This is a genomic window from Pradoshia sp. TA40_28, assembly GCF_059694525.1.
On the sequence record NZ_JCATZO010000004.1, the window covers coordinates 254,711 to 277,599 of the forward strand.

The window sequence follows — 22,889 nt, forward strand, 5'->3', positions numbered from 1 at the left end:
TTTTTCCTTTATAAAACTATCGGACTATCTTAAATGATTAACTTGGATACTTTCTGCCTACCTTTAGTTACTACAATGAGTCCACATTACCCCCTTCTTCCCCTTCTATGATTGGAATTCTGATATAAGACCCCTTTTCACGACTTGATAAAAGAAAGAGGAAAGAAATACATCTCTGCAGTGTCAGAACATAAAAAAAGCACATCACTAAAGTGATATGCTTTACTCAAACCGTTCCTTGTGTAACAAGATTTATCTTCTTAATTCTACTTTTTCGATGGCAAGAAAAACGTAAATGTCGTACCCTGTCCAACCTTGCTGTACACATCTATTTTACCGCCATGGCCATTTACAATATTTTTTGCTATAGCAAGACCAAGACCTGTACCCGAACGACCTCTTGTTCTTGCTTTATCCACTTTGTAAAATCTTTCAAAAACAAACGGTAACTCTTCCTCAGAAATTCCTACACCGGAATCTTTCACGTTAAACAAAGTTCCATTATCCATCGTTCTCTGGATAATTTGGACTTCGCCTCCCTCTGGTGTATGGCGCAATGCGTTATCGATCAAGTTGGTAAAGACCTGTTCAATCCGATCTGGATCTAATCGAATGATTGCTTCTGGATGATCAAGAGTCGTATAGACTGCAACGTGTTTCTCCTGCGCAGCCCTCTGGAACTTTTTCGAAATTCTGCCAAGGAAACTGCCAACTTCTACTTCATCAATGTTTAAAGTTTGATGTCCCGCTTCCATTCTTGCCAAATCTAAGAGTTCATTGACCAACCGACCCATTCTCAAGGACTCATCATATATAACCTGTGCCATTTCTTTTTTCTCTTCTGCCGTTTCTGCGATATCATCAATGATCGCTTCACTGTATCCCTGGAGCATAGCAATCGGTGTACGTAGCTCATGTGATACATTGGCAATAAAATCTTTACGCATTTTATCGAGCCGGCGTTCCTCTGTCATATCCCGTAATACAGCAACTGCTCCCCGTATATCATTATGGCGATAGAGCGGATTCATGAGAATAACCCAGTCGTGTCCCTGTGTAGAAATCTCCGCTATTTTTCCTTTTTCTGTTTCTTTAACTTCAAGGAATAAGTTCCTTAAAGTATCAGGGACTTGGTGTCCAGGCTGCTTTTTTTGATTCGCTTCATCAAAATAGCTATACCTTAAGAAGTCTTCAGCTGGAGGATTCGTTACCAGGATCTCACCTTCTCTATTAAAGGTAATCACGCCATCGGCCATACTAATTAAAATATTCGATAAATTTTCTTTCTCCTGCTGCAATGCCGTCATGTTATATTTAAGCTGTCGAGCCATCTGATTGAAAGCTGTTGCCAATTCACCAATTTCGTCATTTGTTAAAATGGGGACTTTCATATCAAATTTTCCTCTGGCTAATTCAAAAGCGGCTTCTCGCATTTTCCTGAGTGGAGCAGTTACTCTTGATAACAGGAAGAAAGCAAAAATGGTAGTTAGAACAATCCCTACCCCAACAGCGATTAAAATAAAGATGGTCGTTTGTGCACTTGTACTCTCACTAGAATCCACGGATTGGAAGGCATAAATGGCTCCATCCATTTCCTGGTCGCTGAGTGGAATTCCGACAATGGTTCCCTGGGTAACATCATCTCCACCCAAAACAGATGAAAGATAAGTAGTTTCTGATACTTGCTTATCATTGACTAATGCTTTTTTTAAAATCTCATCCTGAGAGAATAATTGATAGACCTCTTTCTTATTCATATTATTCAAACTACTGTATAAGGTGTTTTCATCCAAAATAATCACTATATCCTTATCTGGATCAATGACTTGCCAAACAATTTGTGTTGATTTCTCTATGTCTGATTCTTCTGCTAAAACAGCATCAACTTGTTTAGCTGTTTGATATAAAGAAGATTTAGCTTCCTCCATACTTTGGTTATGAAAAAATTCAAGAAGCAGTACAGTCAATATGAATAGAACGAAGGAGAATAGCAAGATAATAGTGAGCCATAGTTTTCCGACAACACTTTTCCAAAACATTAGTCGTTGATTACCTCGAATTTATATCCAACGCCCCAAACCGTTACAATCATTCTGGCTGCATCCTCAGATACCTTATTTAATTTTTCTCTTAGTCTCTTAATATGAGTATCCACGGTTCGTAAGTCACCAAAGAATTCATAATGCCAAACTTCTTTTAACAATTGTTCTCTGTCATAAACTTTATCCGGTGTTTTTGCCAAGAAGTACAATAGTTCATATTCTTTAGGAGTTAACGAAACTTCTACACCATCTGCCAATACTCTGTGTGCATCATTATCAATCGTCAAATGATTAAAGACAACAACATCTTTAGATGATGTCTCTGATTGAATATAAGAACTTTTAGATGATCTTCTTAACAAAGCTTTTACCCGTAAAACCACTTCCCTAGGGCTGAACGGTTTTACAATATAATCATCTGTCCCGGCTTCAAATCCCTGCACTCGGTTTACTTCTTCCCCTTTAGCAGTAAGTATGATAACAGGTGTTGCCTTTTTTTCGCGCAACTCTCTGCAAACCTCAATCCCATCTTTGCCAGGCATCATCAAATCAAGGAGGATTAAATCATAATCATTCGTCAACGCAAGTTCTAATGCATCTTCCCCGTTATCCGCCTCATCAATTGTATAATCTTCACGCTCTAAATACATTCTTAATAGTCTTCTAATGCGGTCCTCATCATCAACTACAAGCAATCGTATGTTGTTATCTTCCATCAACCGGACCTCCCTTATGTATAAACTACTAACTAGACAAATTTATCCACGATACTTGTTTTATTATACATGGATACCAAATATTTAGAAATAGAAAAGTGAATATTTACATAAATCCAACCTTTCTATCAAGTTCATTTTATAGTTTGATACGCTCAACCACAACCGAAAAACTCGCTCAAAAGCAGGTTGGTTTGGTAATTTAAAGTAACCTTGTTTTTTCAAAAGGCAAGCTTCGTGTGAATATACACAGAAAGCTTCTCCTATTATAGAAGTATAACCTCTGAACCACGGCTGGACCTGCAATGGAATAGTTTGAAAAGGCCAGCTACATTATAGATCTCTCCAACTATAAAAGGCTTCCTTATCAGGAAGACCTCTTTTTCTTACATACTTGCATATGAATGTAAACCAGCTATAACCAGATTAACAGCTACCAGATTAAACATTATGATAACAAACCCTATTACTGCAAGCCATGCAGACTTTTCACCATGCCAGCCCTTCGATATTCTTAGGTGTAAAAAGGCTGCGTAGAATAGCCAGGTTATCAATGCCCATACTTCCTTAGGATCCCAACCCCAGAATCTGGACCAAGCCATCTGTGCCCAAATCATCGCAAAGATTAGCGCTCCTAACGTAAATACAGGAAATCCGATCAGAACAGATCTATACCCAATCTCATCCAGCAAATTTAAATTTACTGATTTAACTAAAGGCTTCAAAGCTGCACCTATCCGTTTACGTACAATTAAACGTATCAATCCATATAGAACTGCGCCAATTAGAAGCGACCACACGACTGTATTCAGCTTTTTTGCATTAATCATTAATGGCAGTTCGATTAATGGAGCTATGCCTGATTCAGACACTAGTTTTGCTTCATTCGGAACAAAAAAGGCAGGCATGGTATATTCCGCTTTTTCTTCTATTCCATCCTTATTTGTCCAAGAGTAGGTAGCTTCATAATCAGCTACCGAAAAAATAGTTGTAGAAGCCACAAATCCTACCGTACAAATTAATCCAAATAAAACAGCTTCTAGCCAAAACGTACTTTTTGTCGCTTTAGATTGATTAACAGACCGTATCAAATAAATCAGCCCAGCAGCAAAGCTGATCGCCAAAATAGCTTCTCCTGCTGCTGCAGTTGTTACATGAATATGCAGCCAGTCACTTTTTAATGCCGGAATCAGTGGTGAGATATCCCGCGGAAACATGCTGGCATACGCTATAATTAATAGGGCGATTGGAAGAGCGAACACTCCCAGAATAGCTGTTTTATAGATGAAATAAATGATAATAAATGCTCCTACCAGCATCATTCCAAAGAATGTCGTAAACTCAAATAAATTACTGACCGGAGCATGTCCTCCAGCAATCCATCGCGTAACAAAATAACCCAGCTGTGAAGCAAAACCAATAATCGTAATGATGATTCCTGCTTTAGCCCAATTTTCATAACTGCGCTTATCATTCTTCCCTTTTATCGTTCCCGCAAATACAAATGTTGCAATCAAGTACAATATGAAAGCAATGTATAATAAATTACTGCTCAATGTTGCCACTCTTTACTCCCCCTCTTTCTTGCATCTCTTCTCCCTCGATTTGATCATACGGTAACGGAATAGAAGTCCCCTCAACTATTTCATTAATCTCCCGCTTGATGCCAAACCAGTTTTTGTTCGTATGAGCTGCTACAAGAATTCTTTCCCCTTTTTTCTGTATCCAAATTCTTCTGTGATTCCAATAAGCTCCCTGAATAACTCCAATCATAAAGATGAGTCCTCCGAGACCCAACACCCATAAGGTTAGATCCTTACGCACAGTCAAAACAGTCGCAAACCCTGTTTCTACATTCGCAAATTTTAGCTTATATTCGGTTTCACCCAACGGTTCAAGAGTTTGTTTAATCGCAACAAAACTAACTTCGCCATCAGGATGCTCCGGTGAAATAATCTTAAAAATAAAGGCTGGGTTGTTAGGGAATCTGCTTTTTGTTGTCGGCTGATCATTTTCATTAAATTCAAAATCAGGAAAATAACTTTCCAATTGTACAGAATATCCCTGTCCAAGATCATAGCGTTCCTTTGGATTATTCAAATCAACAGTTAAGTTGCCATACTCCTTTTCAGTTGCTTTATTAATTAAGTTGAATGACATCTTAGTCATGCTTTCTTCATAGGAAGTTTGATACAAAGCAAAGGAGTCAAACTTTAACGGTTCATTTACACGTATCGGATAATCCTTGATTTTTTTAAGCTTTGCTTCTTCACCCGGCAATGTCTCCCCTTCTGCCTGATAAAGAGTAGCATCCGTTTGATAATTTTTCACGACCGTGCCAACCCGGTCAAGCGTTGCTTCAAACTCTTCTTTTTCCTTATCTTTATCATAAACTTCTACGGTAAAATCATGATTTTCAACAAAATATTCGCCATTCGTACCTGGTACAGCCTTTTTTTCCCCTTCAGGAATCCGCAAATAATCGTTTACATACATCCCGGGAATAAAACGCAACATTCCGCCAATTAAGAAAATAATAAGACCTATATGATTAACATAAGGACCCCAACGGGAAAAACGATTCTTCTCGGCTAAAATACTCCCATTGTCTTCCCTTATAGTGTATCGCTTCGCTTTTAATCTCGTTTTGATTAATTCATAGGTTTCCTTGTCCTCTTCAATCGTAGCTTCACCGAAAATGCGCTGTCTTCGCAAAAAGCCTTCATTTCTGATGACTCTCTGATTCTTCAACGCTCTGTATAACGGAATAAAACGATCAAGACTGGCAATCACGAGTGATACTCCCAAAAGGGACACTAACAATAAGAACCACCATGAACTATATAAATTATGTAATCCTAACGCATAATACAATTTACCAAACCAGCCGTATTGATTTTCATAAAATGTATCAGCTGATTCCCCATTTGGTATATACATCTCTTGTGGAAATATCGTACCGATGGAAGCCGCTATCAGTGGAAGGATAATTAAGGTAACGCCTACCTTTACGGAGGAGAAGAAATTCCAAACTTTGTCGACAATCGATTTATTATAGGTCTGAGATCTTCTGGCACTGCCTTCATATTTCATATCCAATAATTTTTTTTCTTCTTCTTTTTGATTGAGAACCTTCCCGCATGCTTCACAAAATATCGTTCCATATGGATTAACATGACCACATTCACAAGTTATTTCTTTCATTCCTATTTACCCCTTGTTATGGCTGGATTTTCTCCATCATCTTTTGTATCTTCTCTTCTGTTAAACTTCCAGTAGTTGAATCTACTACCTTACCATTCTTATCGATCAAAAATGTAGCAGGCAAGCTGCCAATTAAGTATTGATGCTGCACCTGATTATCTTTATCGATGACAACCGGGAATGTAAGATCATGCCGTTCAACAAAATTCTTAACAACAAAATCAGATTCATTGACGTTCACTGCCAATACCTGAACCCCTTTATCTTTAAATACTTCATATTGACTTTGCATATATGGCATTTCATATTCACACGGCTTGCACCATGTACCCCAGAAATTAAGAAATATTCCTTGCCCCTTATAATCATCCAAAACATGCTTTACCCCATCAAGATCAGTTAAAGCAAAATTTGGAGCGGTTTCATTTATTTTCAGCGTTTTTTCCTTGCCCAATGTCAAACTCGAAAATAACACATAAACGACGGCGCCAGCTAAAAGGGCTAAAACCAATATTCTCATCCACTTACGTCTTTGTTTGGTCATAAAAAATCCCTCCCAACCCCAATTCTACATATATGAATCATAGCGCTGCCAAACAAGCAGTCGTTTAGAACAGCGCTGTGATTATATTTATTTAATCTTTATGAAGTGCCATATGACGAAGCTGCTTTACTTCATGTGGTGTTAACTCTCTGTAATCCCCAGTATTTACACCATGAAGTGTTAAAAACCCATATCTTTCGCGCTTTAATTTTATAACTGGCATCCCAATCGCTTCAAACATACGACGAACTTGTCGATTTCTTCCCTCATGAATAGTCAATTCGACAATTGATGACTGTTTTCTTCGGTCCATTGAAATCAATTTCGCCTTGGCAGGAGCCGTTTTTCCGTCTTCCAATTCGACACCGCGTTCCAATCTCTTCAGTAATTCTCGGGAAGGAATCCCTTGAATCTTTGCCACATACGTTTTTTCAATTTCATGCTTTGGATGCATAAGAGCATTCGCAAATTCTCCATCATTAGTAAGCAAGATTAACCCTGATGTATCATAATCCAGTCTACCTACAGGGTAAATACGCTGTTCAATTAACGGGAATAAGTCAATGACCGTTTTTCTGCCTTTATCATCATTGGCAGCTGAAATGACACCTCTTGGCTTATACAGCAAGAAATATACCGGTTCTTCCTTTTCCACAGGTACACCGCTTACTTCTATCTGTTCATTTGGACCAACCTTAACGCCAAGCTCTTTTACAACCTTACCATTAACCGTCACTTTGCCATCTAAGATTAATTGTTCCGCTTTTCTTCGGGAGGCGATTCCAGCCTGTGCAATAACTTTTTGTAATCTTTCCATATTAATCACCTGTCTAATTTTACTTTTTCTGTAAGCTTAACTCAAATAATAGGCATTCTACCTAGTTGTTCATTATACTTTGTTTTTGATGAAAGTGATATGTACTTTCACGCATATTATTTCATTACTTGCAAAGAAACACAAAAAAATCGGCTTTTAATACCGATTCTTTCTAAATTTTACTATTTTTTCACCCTACTTGTCCATTTTGTGACAATTTCGTGTCTATTGGAACATAATCCCAGCCAATAAAATCGCGGCACCAATTCCAATGAGGTCAGCCCAAAGTCCCACCTTTAAAGCATCTCCCATTTTTTTGATTCCTACCGCCCCAAAGTAGACGGTTAAGACATACAAGGTGGTATCAGTGCTCCCCTGTACCGTAGAAGCAACTTTACCTATAAAAGAATCGGGCCCGTAAGTAGCAATCAGATCACTAACCATTCCCAGAGAAGCATTTCCTGAGATGGGTCTTATAAGTGCTAGTGGCACTATCTCTGAAGGTACTCCTAAAAAATTTAATACGGGCCTTATCCAGCCTATTAATAAATCCATTGCTCCCGAAGCGCGAAAGATAGAAATAGCCACCATCATGCCAATCAGGTAGGGAATAATCGAAAATGTGATCTTGATGCCTTCCTTCCCGCCTTCTACAAAGGTCTCATAAGTTGGCACCTTCTTTATAACACCCATTCCAAGGATGATCAGAATAACGGTAGGAATCATCCATATAGATATAATTGAGATCCAGTGCATTAGTCGATCCCCTTTCTTGCCCTTTTCCAGTAAAAGTAGCGATCTAAAATAATCGCAGCAATCGTCGCAATGACGGTTGCCAGGAATGTAGGGCCTACGATTTCTGTAGGATTGGCTGAATTGTAGTGAATCCGGATTCCAATAACAGTCGTTGGAATAAGTGTCAGTCCAGAGGTATTCAATGCCAGAAACGTAATCATGGAACGGCTCGCACTATCCTTCCCGCCATTTAATTCTTTTAATTGTTCCATTGCCTTAATTCCAAGTGGTGTTGCCGCATTTCCTAATCCCAATGTGTTCGCCATTATATTGGATACAATATACCCCATCGCTGGATGACTTGGCGGTACCTCTGGGAATAGCCTGGATACAATCGGTTTCACCATTCGAGTCAAACTATTTAACAGGCCTGCCTCTTCTGCAATCTTCATGATCCCCAACCAGAAAACGAGCACACTCATTAAACCAAAGCATAAGGTCACCGATTCTTTTGCACTCTTAAAAATTGCCTCATTCACTTCCGCCATTGTTCCAGTCATCATAGCGTATAGAATACCGATGACACTGATACCAACCCAAATATGATTAACCATTTGCTTTCACACCTGAAAAAGTATAGAAGACATCTTTCCATATGCCAAAAACAGTTTGATCTTTCTTATGTAGATAAATAGGTTTAGAGATTATCTCTTGACCATCAAGAATGACGTTAGCCGTCCCTATTTTTGATGGGAGCTTCTTCCCTTTTTTCCACTGCTTTTTGGGCTTTTTTAATTCATACTTAACTTCGATATTCTCCACTTCTTCTTGCGTAAGCGGATAGATAATGGCTGATTTTAAATAAGCCCTATTTTTATAAAACCCTCTTTTTATGGATTTTATCGTTCCACTCGGAACTACTTCAGTCATGGAATAAGTAGAAAAGCCCGCTTCATAAAGGGCTATATGATCTGCCCAATCGGATGAATCATCAATGGTAACAGTGATTAAATCCAGTCCATCTTTTGATGCAGTTGTTACTAATGTACGGCGAGCTTTTTTTGTAAATCCTGTTTTACCACCCGTACAGTATTTATATTTTTCAGTTAGCAGTTTATTTTTGTTTTTCCAAACTCGATCCCACACTTCATTTGGATTTGGAGCTCGATGGATTTTGGTTCCGGCAATTTTCTCATACATTTTATTTCCCATCGCATACTTGGTTAAAATCGCCATATCATAGGCCGTTGAATAATGGTTATCTGAATCATCCAGCCCATGTGGATTGCTGAAATGGCTATTTTCCATGCCAATCCACTCTGCTTTTTGATTCATTAAAGCAGAAAAACCTTCCACACTTCCTCCCACATACTCAGCGATTGCAATGGCCGCATCATTTCCTGAGCGAAGCATAAGCCCATAGACCAAATCGCTTAATTTAATTTTCTCTCCTACCTGCAGATAGATAGCAGACCCTTCCGCTTTTAAAATCGAATCGGTTATCGTTACGGTCTTATCCATCTTGCCCGATTCAATCGCCAGAATCGCTGTCATAATTTTAGTAATGCTCGCAATTCTCCGCTTTGTATGGGCATCTTTCTCATACAATATTCTGCCAGTACTTTGCTCAATCATAATCGCACTTTTGGCGCCGGTTTGAATTTTTTCGATTGATTGAGCTGAAGCTGGACTAACCAGTGAGAGAAAACTAGCCAAACACAGAATCATGATGAGGAATATACTGATCAGTTTCCAACTTGTTAAACGAACTGGACCGTTCTTTGCAGAAGGACTTCGATTCGATTTATATATGTTCCGTTTATATTTGAAAGAGTACCCTTTCACCACACTCGTCCCCTCCATGTTTTTGTACAAGTCTATGCATGAAGATTCTTAAACAGAATCAATTTTCTAGAGAGACAGGTAATTTAGGGATATGCATGAAAGGGAACAGGTTGTGTATAGGAAGAGGAAAACGTGTAGGTTTATTGCGGTCTGGTAAGGCAATTACTTTTTATGGTTGTAATTATCTCAGGATTATTATTTAACTTGCTTCAAGGAAAACTATCTAATGGTTATATAGCTTTAATCATTATTGGATTTGGCTTTGGCGCGGGGTCAATTAGTATTTTTTTCAAGAAATAAGGAATAAGAAGCATGATAAGGATGTATATATCTGAGGATTATCACTCATTTACTTTTATTACCTCTAACTTCTATACATTTCCACCAATCCCTTTAGAATTTATTTGTTTTCTTCCTTTTACAATCACACAAAAGAGACTATTTATTCTTGGTTTCAAGGATAAATAGCCTTCTTCCAGTCTTTTAATCTAGGATGATTGTCATTTTTTAGTGGACTTCTTGTTCATGTACTTTTATTTCTTATAAATCTTCCAGCCAATTTTGCGAGCCTGTTCAAACCTTTCGCTTACATTAGCCCAGTTCACTAAATTCCACCAGTTATTTATATAAGCCCCGCGATCAGTCTTATATTGCAAATAATACGCATGCTCCCAAACATCCAATACTAATAAAGGGATGGTATCCCATTGTGTAAGGATCATATGCCGTTCAGATTGTAAGATTTCCAGGCGGTGAGCTCGATTGGACCATACTAAAAGGGCCCAGCCCACCCCTTCTACCTTTTTCGCGGCTTCGGTAAATTCTTTCTTAAACTTTGCAAAGCTGCCAAAATCCCTTTTTATAAAGTTCATTAATTCGCCTGTTGGCTCCCCTCCGCCATCAGGCTTCATATTGTACCAGAAAATAGTGTGCAAATAATGGCCTGAACCATGGAAAGCAGCTTCTCTTTCCCAATGCTTTAAAAGATCATAATCATCCTTATCGCGAGCCTCTTTCATTTTAGTTTCAGCTTTATTTAGACCATCTACATATGTCTGATGATGAATGGTATGATGAAGCTTCATAATCTCCTGGTCTATGAAAGGCTCTAGGGCATCATATGGATAGGGCAGCGGTGGTAAAGCATGTCTTCCAGGCGGTACATAGGAGTCCCCATTCGATACTTTATGAACGGAGTCATCCAGCTCCTCCACCATATTCTGAAGCTTTACCAGCTCGTTATGAGAAGGGATTTTATTTTTAATACTGTTTAAATAGGCATTTAGATGGTCAACCCGTTCTAAAATCATATGACGGATTGATTCCTCCCGATCCATCGCCCATTCTGAAATGGATGCCTTCCATTTATCTACTTCTTCCCAATACTTTTTTAAAGGATTCATTCACACATCAACCTCCCCGTCGTACTACTCTATTCAAAGAAAGGTTGGTTCAGTTCCTCCTTTTTGAAAAGAATTGGGATGCTTTTCTTATAGCCAATTACTGAAATCTCCAAATAAAAATGCGATTACACTAAGGTAATCGCATGACTTAAACCTGTTACTTTGATTGAACCATCTTTGTCCGATAATCCGTTTCATAGTATTCAAGTTCTTCTCTTATTTTTTGAACATCAAATTCCAGTTTAGTAATAAGGATTTTCAAGCTTTCAGGTGCGTCTTCACGAAACTTTATACAATTGCGCCCTGTATACGCTGAACGGCTGTCCTCAAACCATAGGTCACTTTTTGGAGCAAAATATTCTTCTACGCATTGGTGATATACACGATAAAGAACACGCTCAGCTGCAGCTTTGTTAAATGGTTCGTTTTTCAGGACCATTTTGCATGCCTCCAAGCCTTCTTCACAATAAACCAACAGCTTGCGTACAGTTGAAAGCAAGCCCTTATAATAAAGCTCATCACCACTTTTTTCATCCATTAAACGATCCATTGTCGTCGCATTCATATAAATCTCGAGAGATTGTACTGCTTGCTCTAAAAATGATGCTACATCTTCCAACTGGCTCTTTACTAGTGTATTACCCAACCGGAACCCTCCCTTAAAAATTTAACCCTTTGATAAATTAGCCTATAACCCTACATGTTCATTAACTTTCCTGAACCACTAGCATAAATATGCTCTCTAAAAAAACCAACTATAACATTTTCTCGTTGCGTTATTTCCGAGTACGCTAATTACTACTAGTTTACCATATCCCACCAGTATTTATTGTTGATTAACGCGCTGGGATGAATAATTTACATTATTATACGACAATCCCGGTTCAAACTATTGGATTATTTTTCATTTTATTCAAAATTTCTCTCACCTGGATGTAGGGAAAGTTCTTAAACATGGTCAAAAAAAGTGACTCTGAGTTTATATATACCCTTTTTCTTTCTTGAAAATGAGAATTTTGTAATAGACAAAGGAGAGCAAAGACATCTTTTACTGGATAATCAGTTAGTAATTCCTTAACCGAAGTTAGATCTTCTTCTTCCTGCTTAAACAAGATTTCTTCAAAATAGCGAATATAGATGACCTGGAACTCTTTTAATTGACCATTTTGCCTGTATGTCACGGTTGAACGATTGAAAAAATCCTCGGGTGAATTGGGCTTTTCCTTCTCTAACTCATATCCTATACATGACAAGATTTCCAAGCTTCATCCTCCTTTATTCCATTTCCTGAAATTTATGAAAAAATAAATCTGCTTCCTCGTCGTTAAATCCATCCTCCATGTCATCCTGTAATGGTGGAAGCTCATCCAGAGATTTCAGACCAAAGTAATCCAAAAATTCTTTTGTCGTTCCATATAAATAAGGTCTTCCCGCTCCTTCCGCACGGCCTGCTTCCTGTATTAGAACCTTGGCCATCAGGGTTTGCAAAGGACGTTCTGTTTTAACTCCGCGGATCGCCTCAATCTCAATTCTAGTGATAGGCTGTTTATAGGCAATAATGGCCAGCGTTTCCAGTGAAGCCTGCGAAAGAGTATGCGTGGAAGGTGTTTCAACTAGCTTTTTCAGATAAGGGGCATGATCTTTTTTCGTTGCCAATTGAAACACACCGGCCAATTCAACAACACAGATCCCCCGATCTTCGTTTTCATATAATTCTTTAAGATCAGAGAGCGCTTCATTTGCTTCTTCAATTGACACTTCCAACACGGATGATATTTGTTCAAGAGATAACCCTTCATCACCCGCCGCAAAAAGTAGTGCTTCCAATATTGATTTCCAATTAACGATATCCAACTGTAAAATCCTCCTGCTTCCATTCTATGAAAATATCTTCGAAGTTATTTGTTTGTTCCACCTGGACTTGATTTTGCTTCATCAGTTCCAGAACAGCAAGAAAAGTAACAACCAATTGGGCCTTTTCTTCTGTTTCAAACAGGGAAGTGAATAGGACCTTTTCTTTTTTTCCTTTAAGATAATCCTTTAATTCCTGAATCCGTTTATCTATCGTAATTTCCTGACGTGTAATACGAGTGTGCAATGGTTTTTTTAGTTTTTTACGTCTCATTAATTTTTGAAACGCGCTCAGCATATCATATAAACTGATATCTAAATCCTGGCGCTCTACTTTGACATCTTCCGTATAAGGTGATAAATCAATCGGTGGTTTGGTAAACAATAACGCTCTTTCAGCTTCCATGTTTTTAAATTCATCAGCAGCTTCTTTATATTTTTTATACTCCAAAAGCTGTGTAACCAATTCATCACGAGGATCTTCCCCCATTAGGAATTCATCCTCTTCCTCATCCCATTCTTCTTCATGCTTAGGTAAAAGCATTTTGCTTTTAATGGCTAAAAGAGTGGCCGCCATGACTAAAAACTCGCTGGCTATATCTAATTCCAGTTCTTTCATGGTGTGGATATAGGCAACATACTGTTCAGTAATTTCGGCTACAGGAATATCATAAATATCTATTTCTAATCGATTTATCAAATGTAACAATAGATCGAGTGGTCCTTCAAATGCATCTATTTTTATTTTATAACTCATCTCTTTATAGGCACTCCTACTTATTTAAACTATTCTAAGTATAGTTTAACTCTGCGTTCTTTCCAATAGAATGAACAAATTGATTTTGTGAAAAGTGGGCAAAAGCCCATACATCCCAGTATGGATCACATAGTATGACAATGTAAAGAAAAGATTCAAAGGGGAGGATTCACAAATGGGAGATGGCGCAGTTGGAGGTTACGGTAGCGGATTTGCGCTGATCGTAGTTTTATTTATTCTACTCGTAATTGTTGGAGTAGCTTGGTGTTAATCAAATCATGAATGGTAAAGAAACAGACTGTCGACTTTGTTGACGGTCCGTTTCTATTAGGATATTCCCATTAGTTACTATGCTTTTGGATTTAATTCCTTTTTCTTTCCTTAAATGTGATTTTTCATGTATATTTATCTAGAATATTCAGGACAATGAGGTGAAATGAACATATGAACACTCCGAACAATCCAATTCCGAAAGAGTTCGTCCAATATTTAATAGAATTCCAAGGAAGTCGGGATTATTTTGAATGTCACGAAATTCTTGAAGAATATTGGAAAGAACATCTCCCATTAGACCGCAATTCTGTCTGGGTCGGATTTATCCAGCTAGCTGTCGGAATGTATCATTACCGCAGAACAAATCATTCAGGGGCACTTCGAACCTTGCAGAAAGCCAAGCAAATTTTGCAAGATCACCCCGATAAAGTGAACCGGTTAGGCATAGATTCAGATGAATTAATTCATTTGCTGGCGCAAACTATACATAATGTGCAAAATAAGGTACCCTACAAAAGCCCATTCTTACCAATTAGTGATCCAGATTTAGTGATAGCCTGCCAAAAGATGTGCGATGAAGCAGGGTATACATGGCATGGCACTAGTAATCTTTCTGACTCTTTATTAATAAACAGACATTCGACACGTGATCGTACAGATGTAATCCAGGAACGAGTTAATCAACTTAAAAAGCGTAGTGAAAACAAATAGAGAAACCCACTTTTAAAAGATGGGTTTCTCTGTTTTTATGCTCCGCTATTCGCTTCACAATCCAGACATTTAGCCATGAATTCTGCAGTAACATCTCTGGAAATGATTTCATATCCAGCATATAGTTCCGTCAGACAGCGTACCATCTCATGGCCGACTCCCTGGCCTCTATGGGAAGGATTAACAGATAAATCTGTTACTGTGACAGATTGTCCATCAAGATCGATCCCAATTAATCCAATAAAGTCTTCCTCTTGTTTCCAAAGGTATAATCGCCTGTCTGATTCTGTTTCATATGATTTAACAGTATTCTGGAGCTTCTTTAAATCTTTTTCATCAGGCATAAAGGATAATAAGCCCATCGCGATTTTTTCAAAGCTCTTTTTGTACTTAATTAACATTTTGATCCCTCATTAAATGAGAATAATAGAATGGTATTTAATAATCTTTCTTATCATACTTGTTTTCACTTATGAATTCAACTGGCACAACCTCGTTACTATTTTCTGGATATAAATAAGAAATAAATTCCAATTCACATAGCTAAAAAAACGTTAGTATGTTACATATCCAGGATCCAAACATAGGCGAAATGAATCGAATTAACTGTAAAAGAATGCAAGAAAGAATAGACAATCTTCCAATTCCATTATAATATGACAGAGTTAACACAATTGGCAATCCGTTTGCCTGGAAATCCAAAAATACATAAAAAAATGAAACATTTATCATTTTTTTACGTCTAACTAGTACGGGAGGTAGCAGAATGAGAAAACAACTTTATAAATTCATGTCCATTATACTGGCAGTAAGCTTTCTAATTCCTACTATAGCAGTAGCTGATATGCAAAGAGGCGACATGGTCGTTACACTTGGCGAAAATTTAACAGAAGAACAAAAAAAGTTGCTTTTAGCTGAAATGGATGCCCCTAAAGATGTAGAAATTGTGACGGTCTCTAATGCAGAGGAACATAAGTACCTAGACGGGAAAATTTCAAGCAGACTGATCGGGACAAAAGCACTCTCCTCTTCTTCGATTACAATTTCTGCCAAAGATTCCGGTATTGCGGTCAAAACGAAAAATATCAACTGGGTAACAGAAGATATGTACAAAAACGCCCTGGCCACTGCCGGCATTAAAGATGCAGAGATTTATGTGACGGCCCCTTTTGAAGTTTCAGGTACGGCTGCCTTAACAGGCTTAATTAAGGCTTACGAGGTGACAACGGACACAAAAATCACGGAGGAACAAAAACAAGCTGCCAATGAGGAAATGGTTGAAACAGCTAAGCTAGGTGACCAAATTGGTACAGAAGAAGCGACATCGCTGGTGGAGACCATTAAAGGCGAGATTGCCGATAATCCTCCGAAAAACGATGAAGAACTGCGTACTATTGTTGTTAATGCAGCTGAAAAGCTTGGCATTACTTTAACGGAGCAACAAATTCAGAGCTTAATAGATTTATTTAATAAGCTGAAGGATTTAGGAATTGACTGGAATAAAGTTGAAGAACAACTAAATGCGGCAAAAGATAAAGTAACGGATTACCTAAAATCAGAAGAAGGACAATCCTTCCTTGATAAATTAAAAGCATTTTTTGTAAGTTTAATTGATGCTATTAAATCACTATTCTCCTAATACATGAAAACGAGGCTGCCAGACATTTGGCAGCCTCGTTTTTATTCATATAATGGTAAATCATTTTTTATCAAATCTTCAAGACTCTCTCTTTTCACAACTAGACGTGACTCTCCATTTTCAACAAATACAACGGCGGGACGGCGAATCCGGTTATAATTATTAGACATCGAATACCCATACGCTCCTGTGCAGAATACAGCCAGCAAATCACCATGCCCAACCTTAGGCAATGGAAGATCCCAAATGAGCATATCTCCGCTTTCACAGCACTTTCCCGCTATGGCTACTTCTTCAAATACTTCATCAATCAGGCGATTCGCAAGTACGGCCTCATAATTGGCCTGATAAAGGGCGGGACGAATATTATCACTCATACCTCCATCAACAGCCCAATATTTACGGGTTCCTGGCACATGTTTACTTGATCCGATTTTATAAATGGTTGTTCCGGCATCCCCTACTAACGATCGGCCGGGCTCAATCCAAATCTCCGGCATTGGCAAATTGTATTTATCGAAATCAGATTTAACCTCTCTTACAATTTCCTCTACATAGCGAGAAACAGGAATAGGTTCGTCTTCTTCCGTATAACGAATGCCAAATCCCCCGCCCAAATTTAACACCTTTGGAGAGTAGCCATATGCTTGATTCCAGTTTGCAATTTGTTCACTGATTTTTTGGGCGGCCACAATAAAGCCGGTCGTTTCAAAAATCTGCGAACCAATATGGCAGTGGATACCCAATACATCGAAATACTTACTCGCAATCACCTTTTGAAGCGCTTTTTCAGCCTGACCATTCCATAGGTCAAAGCCGAATTTAGAATCCTCTTGTCCTGTTAAAATATAATCATGCGTATGGGCTTCAATTCCTGGAGTGACCCGTAAAAGAATCGAGCATGTTTTATTTTCTATTTTACATAGATCCTCTAACATAGCGATTTCGTAAAAATTATCCACAACAATACAGCCTACTCCTACATCAAGTGCCATTTGTAATTCTTCCATGCTTTTATTATTTCCATGCAAATGAATCCGTTCAACTGGAAAACCTGCCTGGAGAGCTGTATACAATTCGCCGGCAGACACCACATCCAAAGATAATCCCTCTTCCATTGCAAGCTGAAACATCGCAATCGAAGAAAAGGCTTTACTCGCATATGCTACCTGAGCTCCTATTCCTAATTGACGGAAAGTATCCCTGAACATTCTTGTCCGTTCTCTAATTAAAGCCACATCATATATGTATAATGGTGTACCGTATTTTTCCGCAAGAGAAACAGTGTCTACTCCCCCAATTTCTAAATGCCCCTGATCATTGACTCTGCTCGTTCCATGAAAATGCATTCCCATCTCTCCCCACAAAGTTATAACAAAAATAGACAGCTAACTAAAGCTGTCTATTTTTCGAATAGTATAACTACTTTATCACACTAATGTCCTAACATCAAAATGTATTATTTTGTTCGATCTAGCACATGTAAAAAACGCGGCCTTAAATGTCTGCCAGGGACCGGTCTTCTAATCACGATATTTGAAAGCGCCTTAGGTACAAATGGTATAAATGGCCACAAATAAGGAGTAGATAATGTGTTTAATCTGGTTAAGAATATAATTAGAAGAGTATTAGCAACCATAAACCCAGGTACATGGAAGAGAGACGTTAAAATTAAAATCAGATAGCGCATATATTTATTGGCCAAGCCAAGCTCCAAACTTGGAGTAGCAAAACTGCCAATCGATGCAATGGCCACATAAAGTAATACCTCAGGGACCATCCAACCAACATCAATGGCTATTTGACCAATTAGGACGGCAGCAATAAGTCCCATGGCCGATGATAAAGGAGCTGGTGTATGGATCGACGCAATTCTGAGCAGTTCGATTCCAACTTCCGCTACTGCAATCTGTAATAGAATATGAACATGAGCATCATCTTGCGGTCCAATAAACTTCATACTTTCTGGAAGCAAATGGGGTTCCAATACAAATAATAACCATAATGGCAATATAAAAAGAGAAGCAAAAATACCGAGAAAACGGAACCATCTAATAATAGTACCCACTGAAGCTGCCTGCCTGTATTCTTCTGCATGCTGAACATGATGGAAAAAGGTGGTCGGTGTAATCATGATGCTTGGTGATGTATCCACATAAATAAGAACATGTCCCTCAAGTAAATGGTTTGCTCCAACATCTGCCCGCTCCGTATAGCGAACCATTGGATAAGGATTATATCCCTGATTGACCAAATATTCCTCAACCGTTTTTTCGGCCATCGTCAATCCATCAATTTCGATTAATTTCAGTTCATCGCGAATAATATTAACGAGCTTCGGATTCGCAATTCCATCAATATATCCAATCGCAATATCTGTTTTGGAACGCTCCCCAACACGCATAATTTCAAACCGCAATCGCTCATCGCGGATCCTTCTGCGTGTCAGTGCAGTGTTGATAATAATATTTTCTACATACCCATCTCTTGCTCCCCGTGTAATTCTTTCTGTATCTGGTTCCTGGGGTTGTCTCCCTGGATAACTTCTCACATCCACAATAAGAGCTTTCCCGCTGCCAGCTACAATAATAGAGATCAAACCAGAAAGTACCTGATCCACCATCTCATCCATCGTTTCAACAACGACTACGGATTGTTGGACTAAACGGTTTTTAACTAATTCATAGATAGGAACATCCTGGTCAACCGTTTCTTGTTCATTGATGTCAGTCAATGTTTCCAATATCTCTATTATAAAGCTGGTGTCACACAAACCATTTACATAATACATTTGCATCATTGTTTCACGAATGAAAATTTCTCTTACTCCTAGATCAAAACTTACTCCCAGACCTACATTTTTCTCCATGTATTGCTTTATGGCCTGTAAGTCAGTCGATATGGGTGTTTTCTCCTTTTGATTGGCCTTCATGGTATTCACTCCTTTCGAGAATAAGCTTTACGGCACTTAATGTAATAGGGCTGCCTATTTTTATGTCATCATATTTAGACATTTTACCGATATCACCTATTCCAACCACGATCGGTGCATGAATGGAATCGATAGAATAGACTGTATCTCCATTGACCCGTTTTACATCCATTTCTGGTACTCCAAATTTATCGACACCAAACTCTGTCAGATTACCCTCACGATCAATACAAACGTCTACTTTCGTCCATTCGGCTTGTTTCGTTTTGGCAGCAACCGCGATAATTCCAAGGAGATTGATAGCCGGATGTTCAGCCACATATTTCATGACCTTTTCACCAGTCCCTTCTCCGACCAAACCACTGTCATCAAACATAACCAATACCGGATCGTAAGCAGCAGATTGAATGAGTTTAATCAGTCGAGGCCCATCCACCTTTGATGGATTTCCATAGGAGGCTGAAATGCAACGGCCACCGACTTCCTTTGCAACATGTTCGATTGTTTTTTTCGCATATTCATCACCATCTGTGATGATGATAATATTTCTCTTCCCTTTCAACTCTTCACCGCCTAATGATGCTTATTGATTATAAATAATCCATTGAAATAGGGATCCGGCTATTTTTCCGAAGACAAGTGCCATGAGGATATACAAAATCCGATCCTGCATCCCAATCCTTTTAGCCAAAATGGGAAAGACGTTTAGTACTTCTGTAAGTGCAGCCGCAAGCATTCCGTTAAAAACGCCGCTAAATGCCCCCATAATGGTGAGGATGAGCGGTGTTAGACCAAGCGTGAAGTCCCATAAGCTGAAAATCGTGCCACTAATTGCTCCAAGAATAACGGCACTTTCGAAATAATGGACAGACTTGGCCTTCGTAAGCTGAGTAAGCCGTGGAATAATATTAAGCACGGTCAGGAACGCCACATATCCAGCTCCAACCGAAACCCCTCCCGAAAACCCAACGATCAGCACAAAGAAAAACTCAATCATCTCTACCAGAATTAATCGCATGTTTGTTTTCATTCATAATGAGGTATTGATCTAAATCCTGCTGATAGTTAAACATCTCTACTTCCATTGGACTGGGTTCATCATTGAATCTCTTTTTGAAAATATGATTAAAGAACAAAATCATCCCAATGCCCAAACCAAATGAATAAGGTATTTGGAACACAAGTGGATTTACAGAATGCTTACCGGTCATCATATAATAGATGCGTTCATGCAATTCCCTCATACTAACATCCTCATGAAAATTCATAATGGCAAAGCCTGCCCCTAGGAAAAGAACAACCCACACAAGTGCAAACAAAATATTTGAAACCTTTTTCTTCTTACGCTCCACTTCCACAATTGTTTGCGACGGCCCATAGGTGTCCATTTTTATTTCAGGAAAATGTTGAAAAATGGTTTGGAGTACAACTGTCACATCCAGGATAAAAACATTTTTATCCTTAGAGAATTCACCTAAAATTAAATTACTAACCTTTTCTTTCACTTCATCTGTCCCAATGATATCTGCAATATCCGCGAGTTTTATCGGGTGATTTGGTACAATTTTTGCTCGATATTTTAAACGGATATAAACACATTCCTCCATGAGTTCTTTCATCCCCATTTCCTGATTTACGTGTATATATAGTATGGTTAGAAAAAATAGGAACCATACCAAAAATCGTAAATTAGTTTCAGGATTGCCTGTATTGGCAAAGAAAAAACCGTATGGACAATTGTTCTAGTCCATACGGTCTTTCATTTGATTTAAGATCTTCTTTTCCAATCTAGATACCTGGACCTGTGAAATGCCAAGCCGTTCTGCAACCTCCGTCTGCGTTTGATCTTTATAATAACGCAAATAGACAATCAATTTTTCCCGTTCATCCAATAAGGCAATTGCCTCTTTCAAAGCGATTTTTTCAAACCATTTTGTTTCAGAGCTATCCGCGATTTGATCGAGCAATGTAATGGGATCGCCATCATTTTCATAAACCGTTTCATGGATCGATGATGGAGATCGACTTGCCTCCTGCGCCATGATGACTTCCTCAGGCGTTAGCTCCAAATGTTCACTGATTTCTGTGATAGTTGGCGTTCTCCCAAATTGCTTAGATAATTCATCTTTTGCTCTTCTGATTTTATTGGACATTTCCTTCAATGAACGGCTGACTTTTACCGTGCCATCATCACGAATGAAACGCTGTATCTCACCGATAATCATCGGTACTGCATAGGTGGAGAATTTAACATTATAGGATAGATCGAATTTATCTACAGATTTCATTAAACCAATACACCCGATTTGAAATAAGTCATCCGGTTCATATCCTCTGTTAAGAAATCTTTGTACAACTGACCATACAAGCCTCATGTTTTTCTGGATGATTTCGTCTCTAGCTAATTGGTCACCTTGCTGGCTTTGAAGTATGAGTGCCTTTACCTCTTCGTCCTTAAGCTGGGCGGTCTTTTTACCCTTTTTGACTTCCACATCCATTGTATTAGTCTCCTTAATTACATAAAGCTTTGCTTTTAGAAAGATTTTTCATGAGTCGTATCTCTGTACCTTCACCCCTGGATGATTCAATAAAAATCTCATCCATAAAGTTTTCCATAATGGTAAAGCCCATTCCGGACCTCTCCAATTCTGGCTTAGTCGTATACAACGGCTGCCTGGCCTCATCGATATCCCTAATCCCAATTCCTTCATCTCGCACCGTTAGTTCCACTGTTTCTTCCTCAAGATCCAGCGTGACAGAGATATAGATTTTCCCTGAAGAATCCCCCTCATATCCATGGATAATAGAATTGGTGACCGCTTCGGATACAACCGTTTTAATTTCAGTTAATTCATCAAGGGTTGGATCTAATTGAGCGATAAAGGATGCTACTGTAATTCGGGCAAAAGATTCATTTTGGCTTAATGCCGAAAATTCCATCGCCATTTCATTTTTCATATCAAGCTACCCCCAATCCATGTATAGCTGCTTCCTCTGAAGGCTCTTGACGGAGTATTTTAAACATTCCCGACATCTCAAATAACCTATGGACAGAAGGCGAAATCGCACAAACAATCATTTCCCCTTCAAATTGCTGGATTTGTTTATATCTTCCCAATATGACACCTAATCCTGAGCTGTCCATGAAACTTAACTCACCTAGATTTAAAATAATATGGCGAATGCCACCTGTTTCAATTAATTGAGATGCTTTATTCTTTAAATCTTCTGCCGTATGATGATCGAGCTCTCCCTGCAGACGAATACATAATATATCCTCAATCGTCCTCATATCAATCTCTAAACTCACTTTGTCATTGCCCCCTTCAAAGTCTTATAGTGGTGATTTCGCTCTTGACCACTTCAATTCCTTCTTAAAGACAAAACTAGTGATATTCTCTTTCCATTCGTTTATTTTCG

The 22,889-nt window shown here is 38.5% G+C and carries 26 protein-coding genes; 3 read left to right on the forward strand and 23 right to left on the reverse strand.

What is annotated here, in order from left to right; genetic code table 11:
- Positions 1-266: 266 nt before the first annotated feature.
- The 14 genes from AC58NB_RS07240 to AC58NB_RS07305 form a co-directional block, all read right to left on the reverse strand.
- The gene (locus AC58NB_RS07240; protein ID WP_497426159.1) at positions 267-2,039 is read right to left on the reverse strand and encodes an ATP-binding protein; all 1,773 of its coding nucleotides are present in this window, start codon (positions 2,037-2,039) and stop codon (positions 267-269) included.
- Positions 2,039-2,758 carry a response regulator transcription factor gene (locus AC58NB_RS07245; RefSeq protein WP_497426160.1) on the reverse strand — a complete coding sequence of 240 codons (720 nt, stop codon included), beginning with the start codon at positions 2,756-2,758 and terminating at the stop codon, positions 2,039-2,041. The genes AC58NB_RS07240 and AC58NB_RS07245 overlap by 1 nt, the downstream gene beginning before the upstream one ends.
- A 386-nt stretch (positions 2,759-3,144) precedes the next feature.
- Entirely contained in the window at positions 3,145-4,323 is a 1,179-nt protein-coding gene (ccsB, locus tag AC58NB_RS07250; protein ID WP_497426161.1) for a c-type cytochrome biogenesis protein CcsB, read from the reverse strand.
- Positions 4,304-5,962: a cytochrome c biogenesis protein ResB gene (gene resB / locus AC58NB_RS07255; protein ID WP_497426162.1), complete on the reverse strand. Its 1,659-nt coding sequence runs from the start codon at positions 5,960-5,962 to the stop codon at positions 4,304-4,306. Before resB ends, ccsB begins: the two co-directional genes overlap by 20 nt.
- Before the next feature lie 16 nt (positions 5,963-5,978).
- A complete protein-coding gene (gene resA, locus AC58NB_RS07260; RefSeq protein ID WP_497426163.1) occupies positions 5,979-6,506 on the reverse strand; it encodes a thiol-disulfide oxidoreductase ResA in 528 nt (175 codons plus the stop codon).
- 91 nt (positions 6,507-6,597) lie between these two features.
- A complete protein-coding gene (gene rluB, locus AC58NB_RS07265; RefSeq protein ID WP_497426164.1) occupies positions 6,598-7,323 on the reverse strand; it encodes a 23S rRNA pseudouridine(2605) synthase RluB in 726 nt (241 codons plus the stop codon).
- Between the two features lie 225 nt (positions 7,324-7,548).
- On the reverse strand, positions 7,549-8,079 hold the full coding sequence (locus AC58NB_RS07270; RefSeq protein ID WP_497426165.1) for a spore maturation protein: 531 nt from the start codon (positions 8,077-8,079) through the stop codon (positions 7,549-7,551).
- Positions 8,079-8,672, reverse strand: coding sequence for a nucleoside recognition domain-containing protein (locus tag AC58NB_RS07275; RefSeq protein WP_497426166.1), 594 nt, complete (start codon positions 8,670-8,672; stop codon positions 8,079-8,081). The genes AC58NB_RS07270 and AC58NB_RS07275 overlap by 1 nt, the downstream gene beginning before the upstream one ends.
- Positions 8,665-9,786, reverse strand: coding sequence for a D-alanyl-D-alanine carboxypeptidase family protein (locus tag AC58NB_RS07280; RefSeq protein WP_497426264.1), 1,122 nt, complete (start codon positions 9,784-9,786; stop codon positions 8,665-8,667). The genes AC58NB_RS07275 and AC58NB_RS07280 overlap by 8 nt, the downstream gene beginning before the upstream one ends.
- A 650-nt stretch (positions 9,787-10,436) precedes the next feature.
- Complete coding sequence (locus AC58NB_RS07285) at positions 10,437-11,306, reverse strand: superoxide dismutase (RefSeq protein ID WP_497426167.1); 870 nt, start codon at positions 11,304-11,306, stop codon at positions 10,437-10,439.
- A gap of 157 nt (positions 11,307-11,463) precedes the next feature.
- Positions 11,464-11,952, reverse strand: a complete 489-nt coding sequence (locus AC58NB_RS07290) for a DUF3907 family protein (RefSeq protein ID WP_497426168.1) — start codon at positions 11,950-11,952, stop codon at positions 11,464-11,466.
- Positions 11,953-12,190: 238 nt separating this feature from the next.
- Positions 12,191-12,568, reverse strand: a complete 378-nt coding sequence (locus tag AC58NB_RS07295) for a hypothetical protein (RefSeq protein ID WP_497426169.1) — start codon at positions 12,566-12,568, stop codon at positions 12,191-12,193.
- A gap of 13 nt (positions 12,569-12,581) precedes the next feature.
- Positions 12,582-13,160: an SMC-Scp complex subunit ScpB gene (gene scpB / locus AC58NB_RS07300; RefSeq protein WP_497426170.1), complete on the reverse strand. Its 579-nt coding sequence runs from the start codon at positions 13,158-13,160 to the stop codon at positions 12,582-12,584.
- Complete coding sequence (locus AC58NB_RS07305) at positions 13,147-13,914, reverse strand: segregation/condensation protein A (RefSeq protein WP_497426171.1); 768 nt, start codon at positions 13,912-13,914, stop codon at positions 13,147-13,149. The genes scpB and AC58NB_RS07305 overlap by 14 nt, the downstream gene beginning before the upstream one ends.
- Positions 13,915-14,089: 175 nt before the next feature.
- Here AC58NB_RS07305 and AC58NB_RS07310 point away from each other — a divergent pair, with 175 nt between their 5' ends.
- Entirely contained in the window at positions 14,090-14,185 is a 96-nt protein-coding gene (locus tag AC58NB_RS07310) for a YjcZ family sporulation protein (RefSeq protein WP_066107625.1), read from the forward strand.
- Positions 14,186-14,358: 173 nt separating this feature from the next.
- Positions 14,359-14,898 (forward strand): DUF309 domain-containing protein, encoded by a 540-nt coding sequence (locus AC58NB_RS07315; RefSeq protein WP_497426172.1) that lies wholly within the window; start codon positions 14,359-14,361, stop codon positions 14,896-14,898.
- Between the two features lie 35 nt (positions 14,899-14,933).
- Here AC58NB_RS07315 and AC58NB_RS07320 read toward each other — a convergent pair whose 3' ends face one another.
- Positions 14,934-15,299 (reverse strand): GNAT family N-acetyltransferase, encoded by a 366-nt coding sequence (locus AC58NB_RS07320; protein WP_497426173.1) that lies wholly within the window; start codon positions 15,297-15,299, stop codon positions 14,934-14,936.
- Positions 15,300-15,664: 365 nt separating this feature from the next.
- Here AC58NB_RS07320 and AC58NB_RS07325 point away from each other — a divergent pair, with 365 nt between their 5' ends.
- Positions 15,665-16,537: a DUF1002 domain-containing protein gene (locus tag AC58NB_RS07325; RefSeq protein ID WP_497426174.1), complete on the forward strand. Its 873-nt coding sequence runs from the start codon at positions 15,665-15,667 to the stop codon at positions 16,535-16,537.
- Between the two features lie 41 nt (positions 16,538-16,578).
- Here AC58NB_RS07325 and lysA read toward each other — a convergent pair whose 3' ends face one another.
- The 8 genes from lysA to spoIIAA all read right to left on the reverse strand — a co-directional run bounded on the left by lysA (position 16,579) and on the right by spoIIAA (position 22,779).
- Positions 16,579-17,886: a diaminopimelate decarboxylase gene (gene lysA / locus AC58NB_RS07330; RefSeq protein WP_497426175.1), complete on the reverse strand. Its 1,308-nt coding sequence runs from the start codon at positions 17,884-17,886 to the stop codon at positions 16,579-16,581.
- Between the two features lie 110 nt (positions 17,887-17,996).
- A complete protein-coding gene (locus AC58NB_RS07335; protein ID WP_497426176.1) occupies positions 17,997-19,469 on the reverse strand; it encodes a spore germination protein in 1,473 nt (490 codons plus the stop codon).
- Positions 19,429-20,031 carry a stage V sporulation protein SpoVABEA gene (gene spoVAEA, locus AC58NB_RS07340; protein WP_497426177.1) on the reverse strand — a complete coding sequence of 201 codons (603 nt, stop codon included), beginning with the start codon at positions 20,029-20,031 and terminating at the stop codon, positions 19,429-19,431. Before spoVAEA ends, AC58NB_RS07335 begins: the two co-directional genes overlap by 41 nt.
- A gap of 21 nt (positions 20,032-20,052) precedes the next feature.
- Positions 20,053-20,499, reverse strand: coding sequence for a stage V sporulation protein AB (locus tag AC58NB_RS07345; protein WP_497426178.1), 447 nt, complete (start codon positions 20,497-20,499; stop codon positions 20,053-20,055).
- The gene (locus AC58NB_RS07350; RefSeq protein WP_497426179.1) at positions 20,459-21,088 is read right to left on the reverse strand and encodes a stage V sporulation protein AA; all 630 of its coding nucleotides are present in this window, start codon (positions 21,086-21,088) and stop codon (positions 20,459-20,461) included. The genes AC58NB_RS07345 and AC58NB_RS07350 overlap by 41 nt, the downstream gene beginning before the upstream one ends.
- Before the next feature lie 123 nt (positions 21,089-21,211).
- Positions 21,212-21,967, reverse strand: a complete 756-nt coding sequence (gene sigF, locus AC58NB_RS07355; RefSeq protein ID WP_497426180.1) for an RNA polymerase sporulation sigma factor SigF — start codon at positions 21,965-21,967, stop codon at positions 21,212-21,214.
- A 13-nt stretch (positions 21,968-21,980) separates the two neighbouring features.
- Positions 21,981-22,427 carry an anti-sigma F factor gene (spoIIAB, locus tag AC58NB_RS07360; protein ID WP_497426181.1) on the reverse strand — a complete coding sequence of 149 codons (447 nt, stop codon included), beginning with the start codon at positions 22,425-22,427 and terminating at the stop codon, positions 21,981-21,983.
- 1 nt (position 22,428) lies between these two features.
- Positions 22,429-22,779: an anti-sigma F factor antagonist gene (gene spoIIAA / locus AC58NB_RS07365; protein ID WP_497426182.1), complete on the reverse strand. Its 351-nt coding sequence runs from the start codon at positions 22,777-22,779 to the stop codon at positions 22,429-22,431.
- Positions 22,780-22,889: the final 110 nt, after the last annotated feature.

Excerpts from the sequence above, each read along its gene's own strand:
- AC58NB_RS07280 (WP_497426264.1), bottom strand. The coding sequence starts at position 9,786 with ATGATTCTGTGTTTGGCTAGTTTTCTCTCACTGGTTAGTCCAGCTTCA.
- AC58NB_RS07310 (WP_066107625.1), top strand. The coding sequence starts at position 14,090 with ATGGGAGATGGCGCAGTTGGAGGTTACGGTAGCGGATTTGCGCTGATC.
- AC58NB_RS07285 (WP_497426167.1), bottom strand. The coding sequence starts at position 11,306 with ATGAATCCTTTAAAAAAGTATTGGGAAGAAGTAGATAAATGGAAGGCA.
- AC58NB_RS07305 (WP_497426171.1), bottom strand. The coding sequence starts at position 13,914 with ATGAGTTATAAAATAAAAATAGATGCATTTGAAGGACCACTCGATCTA.
- AC58NB_RS07325 (WP_497426174.1), top strand. The coding sequence starts at position 15,665 with ATGAGAAAACAACTTTATAAATTCATGTCCATTATACTGGCAGTAAGC.
- sigF (WP_497426180.1), bottom strand. The coding sequence starts at position 21,967 with ATGGATGTGGAAGTCAAAAAGGGTAAAAAGACCGCCCAGCTTAAGGAC.
- AC58NB_RS07320 (WP_497426173.1), bottom strand. The coding sequence starts at position 15,299 with ATGTTAATTAAGTACAAAAAGAGCTTTGAAAAAATCGCGATGGGCTTA.
- lysA (WP_497426175.1), bottom strand. The coding sequence starts at position 17,886 with ATGCATTTTCATGGAACGAGCAGAGTCAATGATCAGGGGCATTTAGAA.
- AC58NB_RS07335 (WP_497426176.1), bottom strand. The coding sequence starts at position 19,469 with ATGAAGGCCAATCAAAAGGAGAAAACACCCATATCGACTGACTTACAG.
- resA (WP_497426163.1), bottom strand. The coding sequence starts at position 6,506 with ATGACCAAACAAAGACGTAAGTGGATGAGAATATTGGTTTTAGCCCTT.
- AC58NB_RS07350 (WP_497426179.1), bottom strand. The coding sequence starts at position 21,088 with ATGAAAGAACTCATGGAGGAATGTGTTTATATCCGTTTAAAATATCGA.
- AC58NB_RS07275 (WP_497426166.1), bottom strand. The coding sequence starts at position 8,672 with ATGGTTAATCATATTTGGGTTGGTATCAGTGTCATCGGTATTCTATAC.
- AC58NB_RS07345 (WP_497426178.1), bottom strand. The coding sequence starts at position 20,499 with ATGAAAACAAACATGCGATTAATTCTGGTAGAGATGATTGAGTTTTTC.
- resB (WP_497426162.1), bottom strand. The coding sequence starts at position 5,962 with ATGAAAGAAATAACTTGTGAATGTGGTCATGTTAATCCATATGGAACG.
- AC58NB_RS07245 (WP_497426160.1), bottom strand. The coding sequence starts at position 2,758 with ATGGAAGATAACAACATACGATTGCTTGTAGTTGATGATGAGGACCGC.
- spoIIAB (WP_497426181.1), bottom strand. The coding sequence starts at position 22,427 with ATGAAAAATGAAATGGCGATGGAATTTTCGGCATTAAGCCAAAATGAA.
- AC58NB_RS07240 (WP_497426159.1), bottom strand. The coding sequence starts at position 2,039 with ATGTTTTGGAAAAGTGTTGTCGGAAAACTATGGCTCACTATTATCTTG.
- rluB (WP_497426164.1), bottom strand. The coding sequence starts at position 7,323 with ATGGAAAGATTACAAAAAGTTATTGCACAGGCTGGAATCGCCTCCCGA.
- AC58NB_RS07315 (WP_497426172.1), top strand. The coding sequence starts at position 14,359 with ATGAACACTCCGAACAATCCAATTCCGAAAGAGTTCGTCCAATATTTA.
- AC58NB_RS07270 (WP_497426165.1), bottom strand. The coding sequence starts at position 8,079 with ATGCACTGGATCTCAATTATATCTATATGGATGATTCCTACCGTTATT.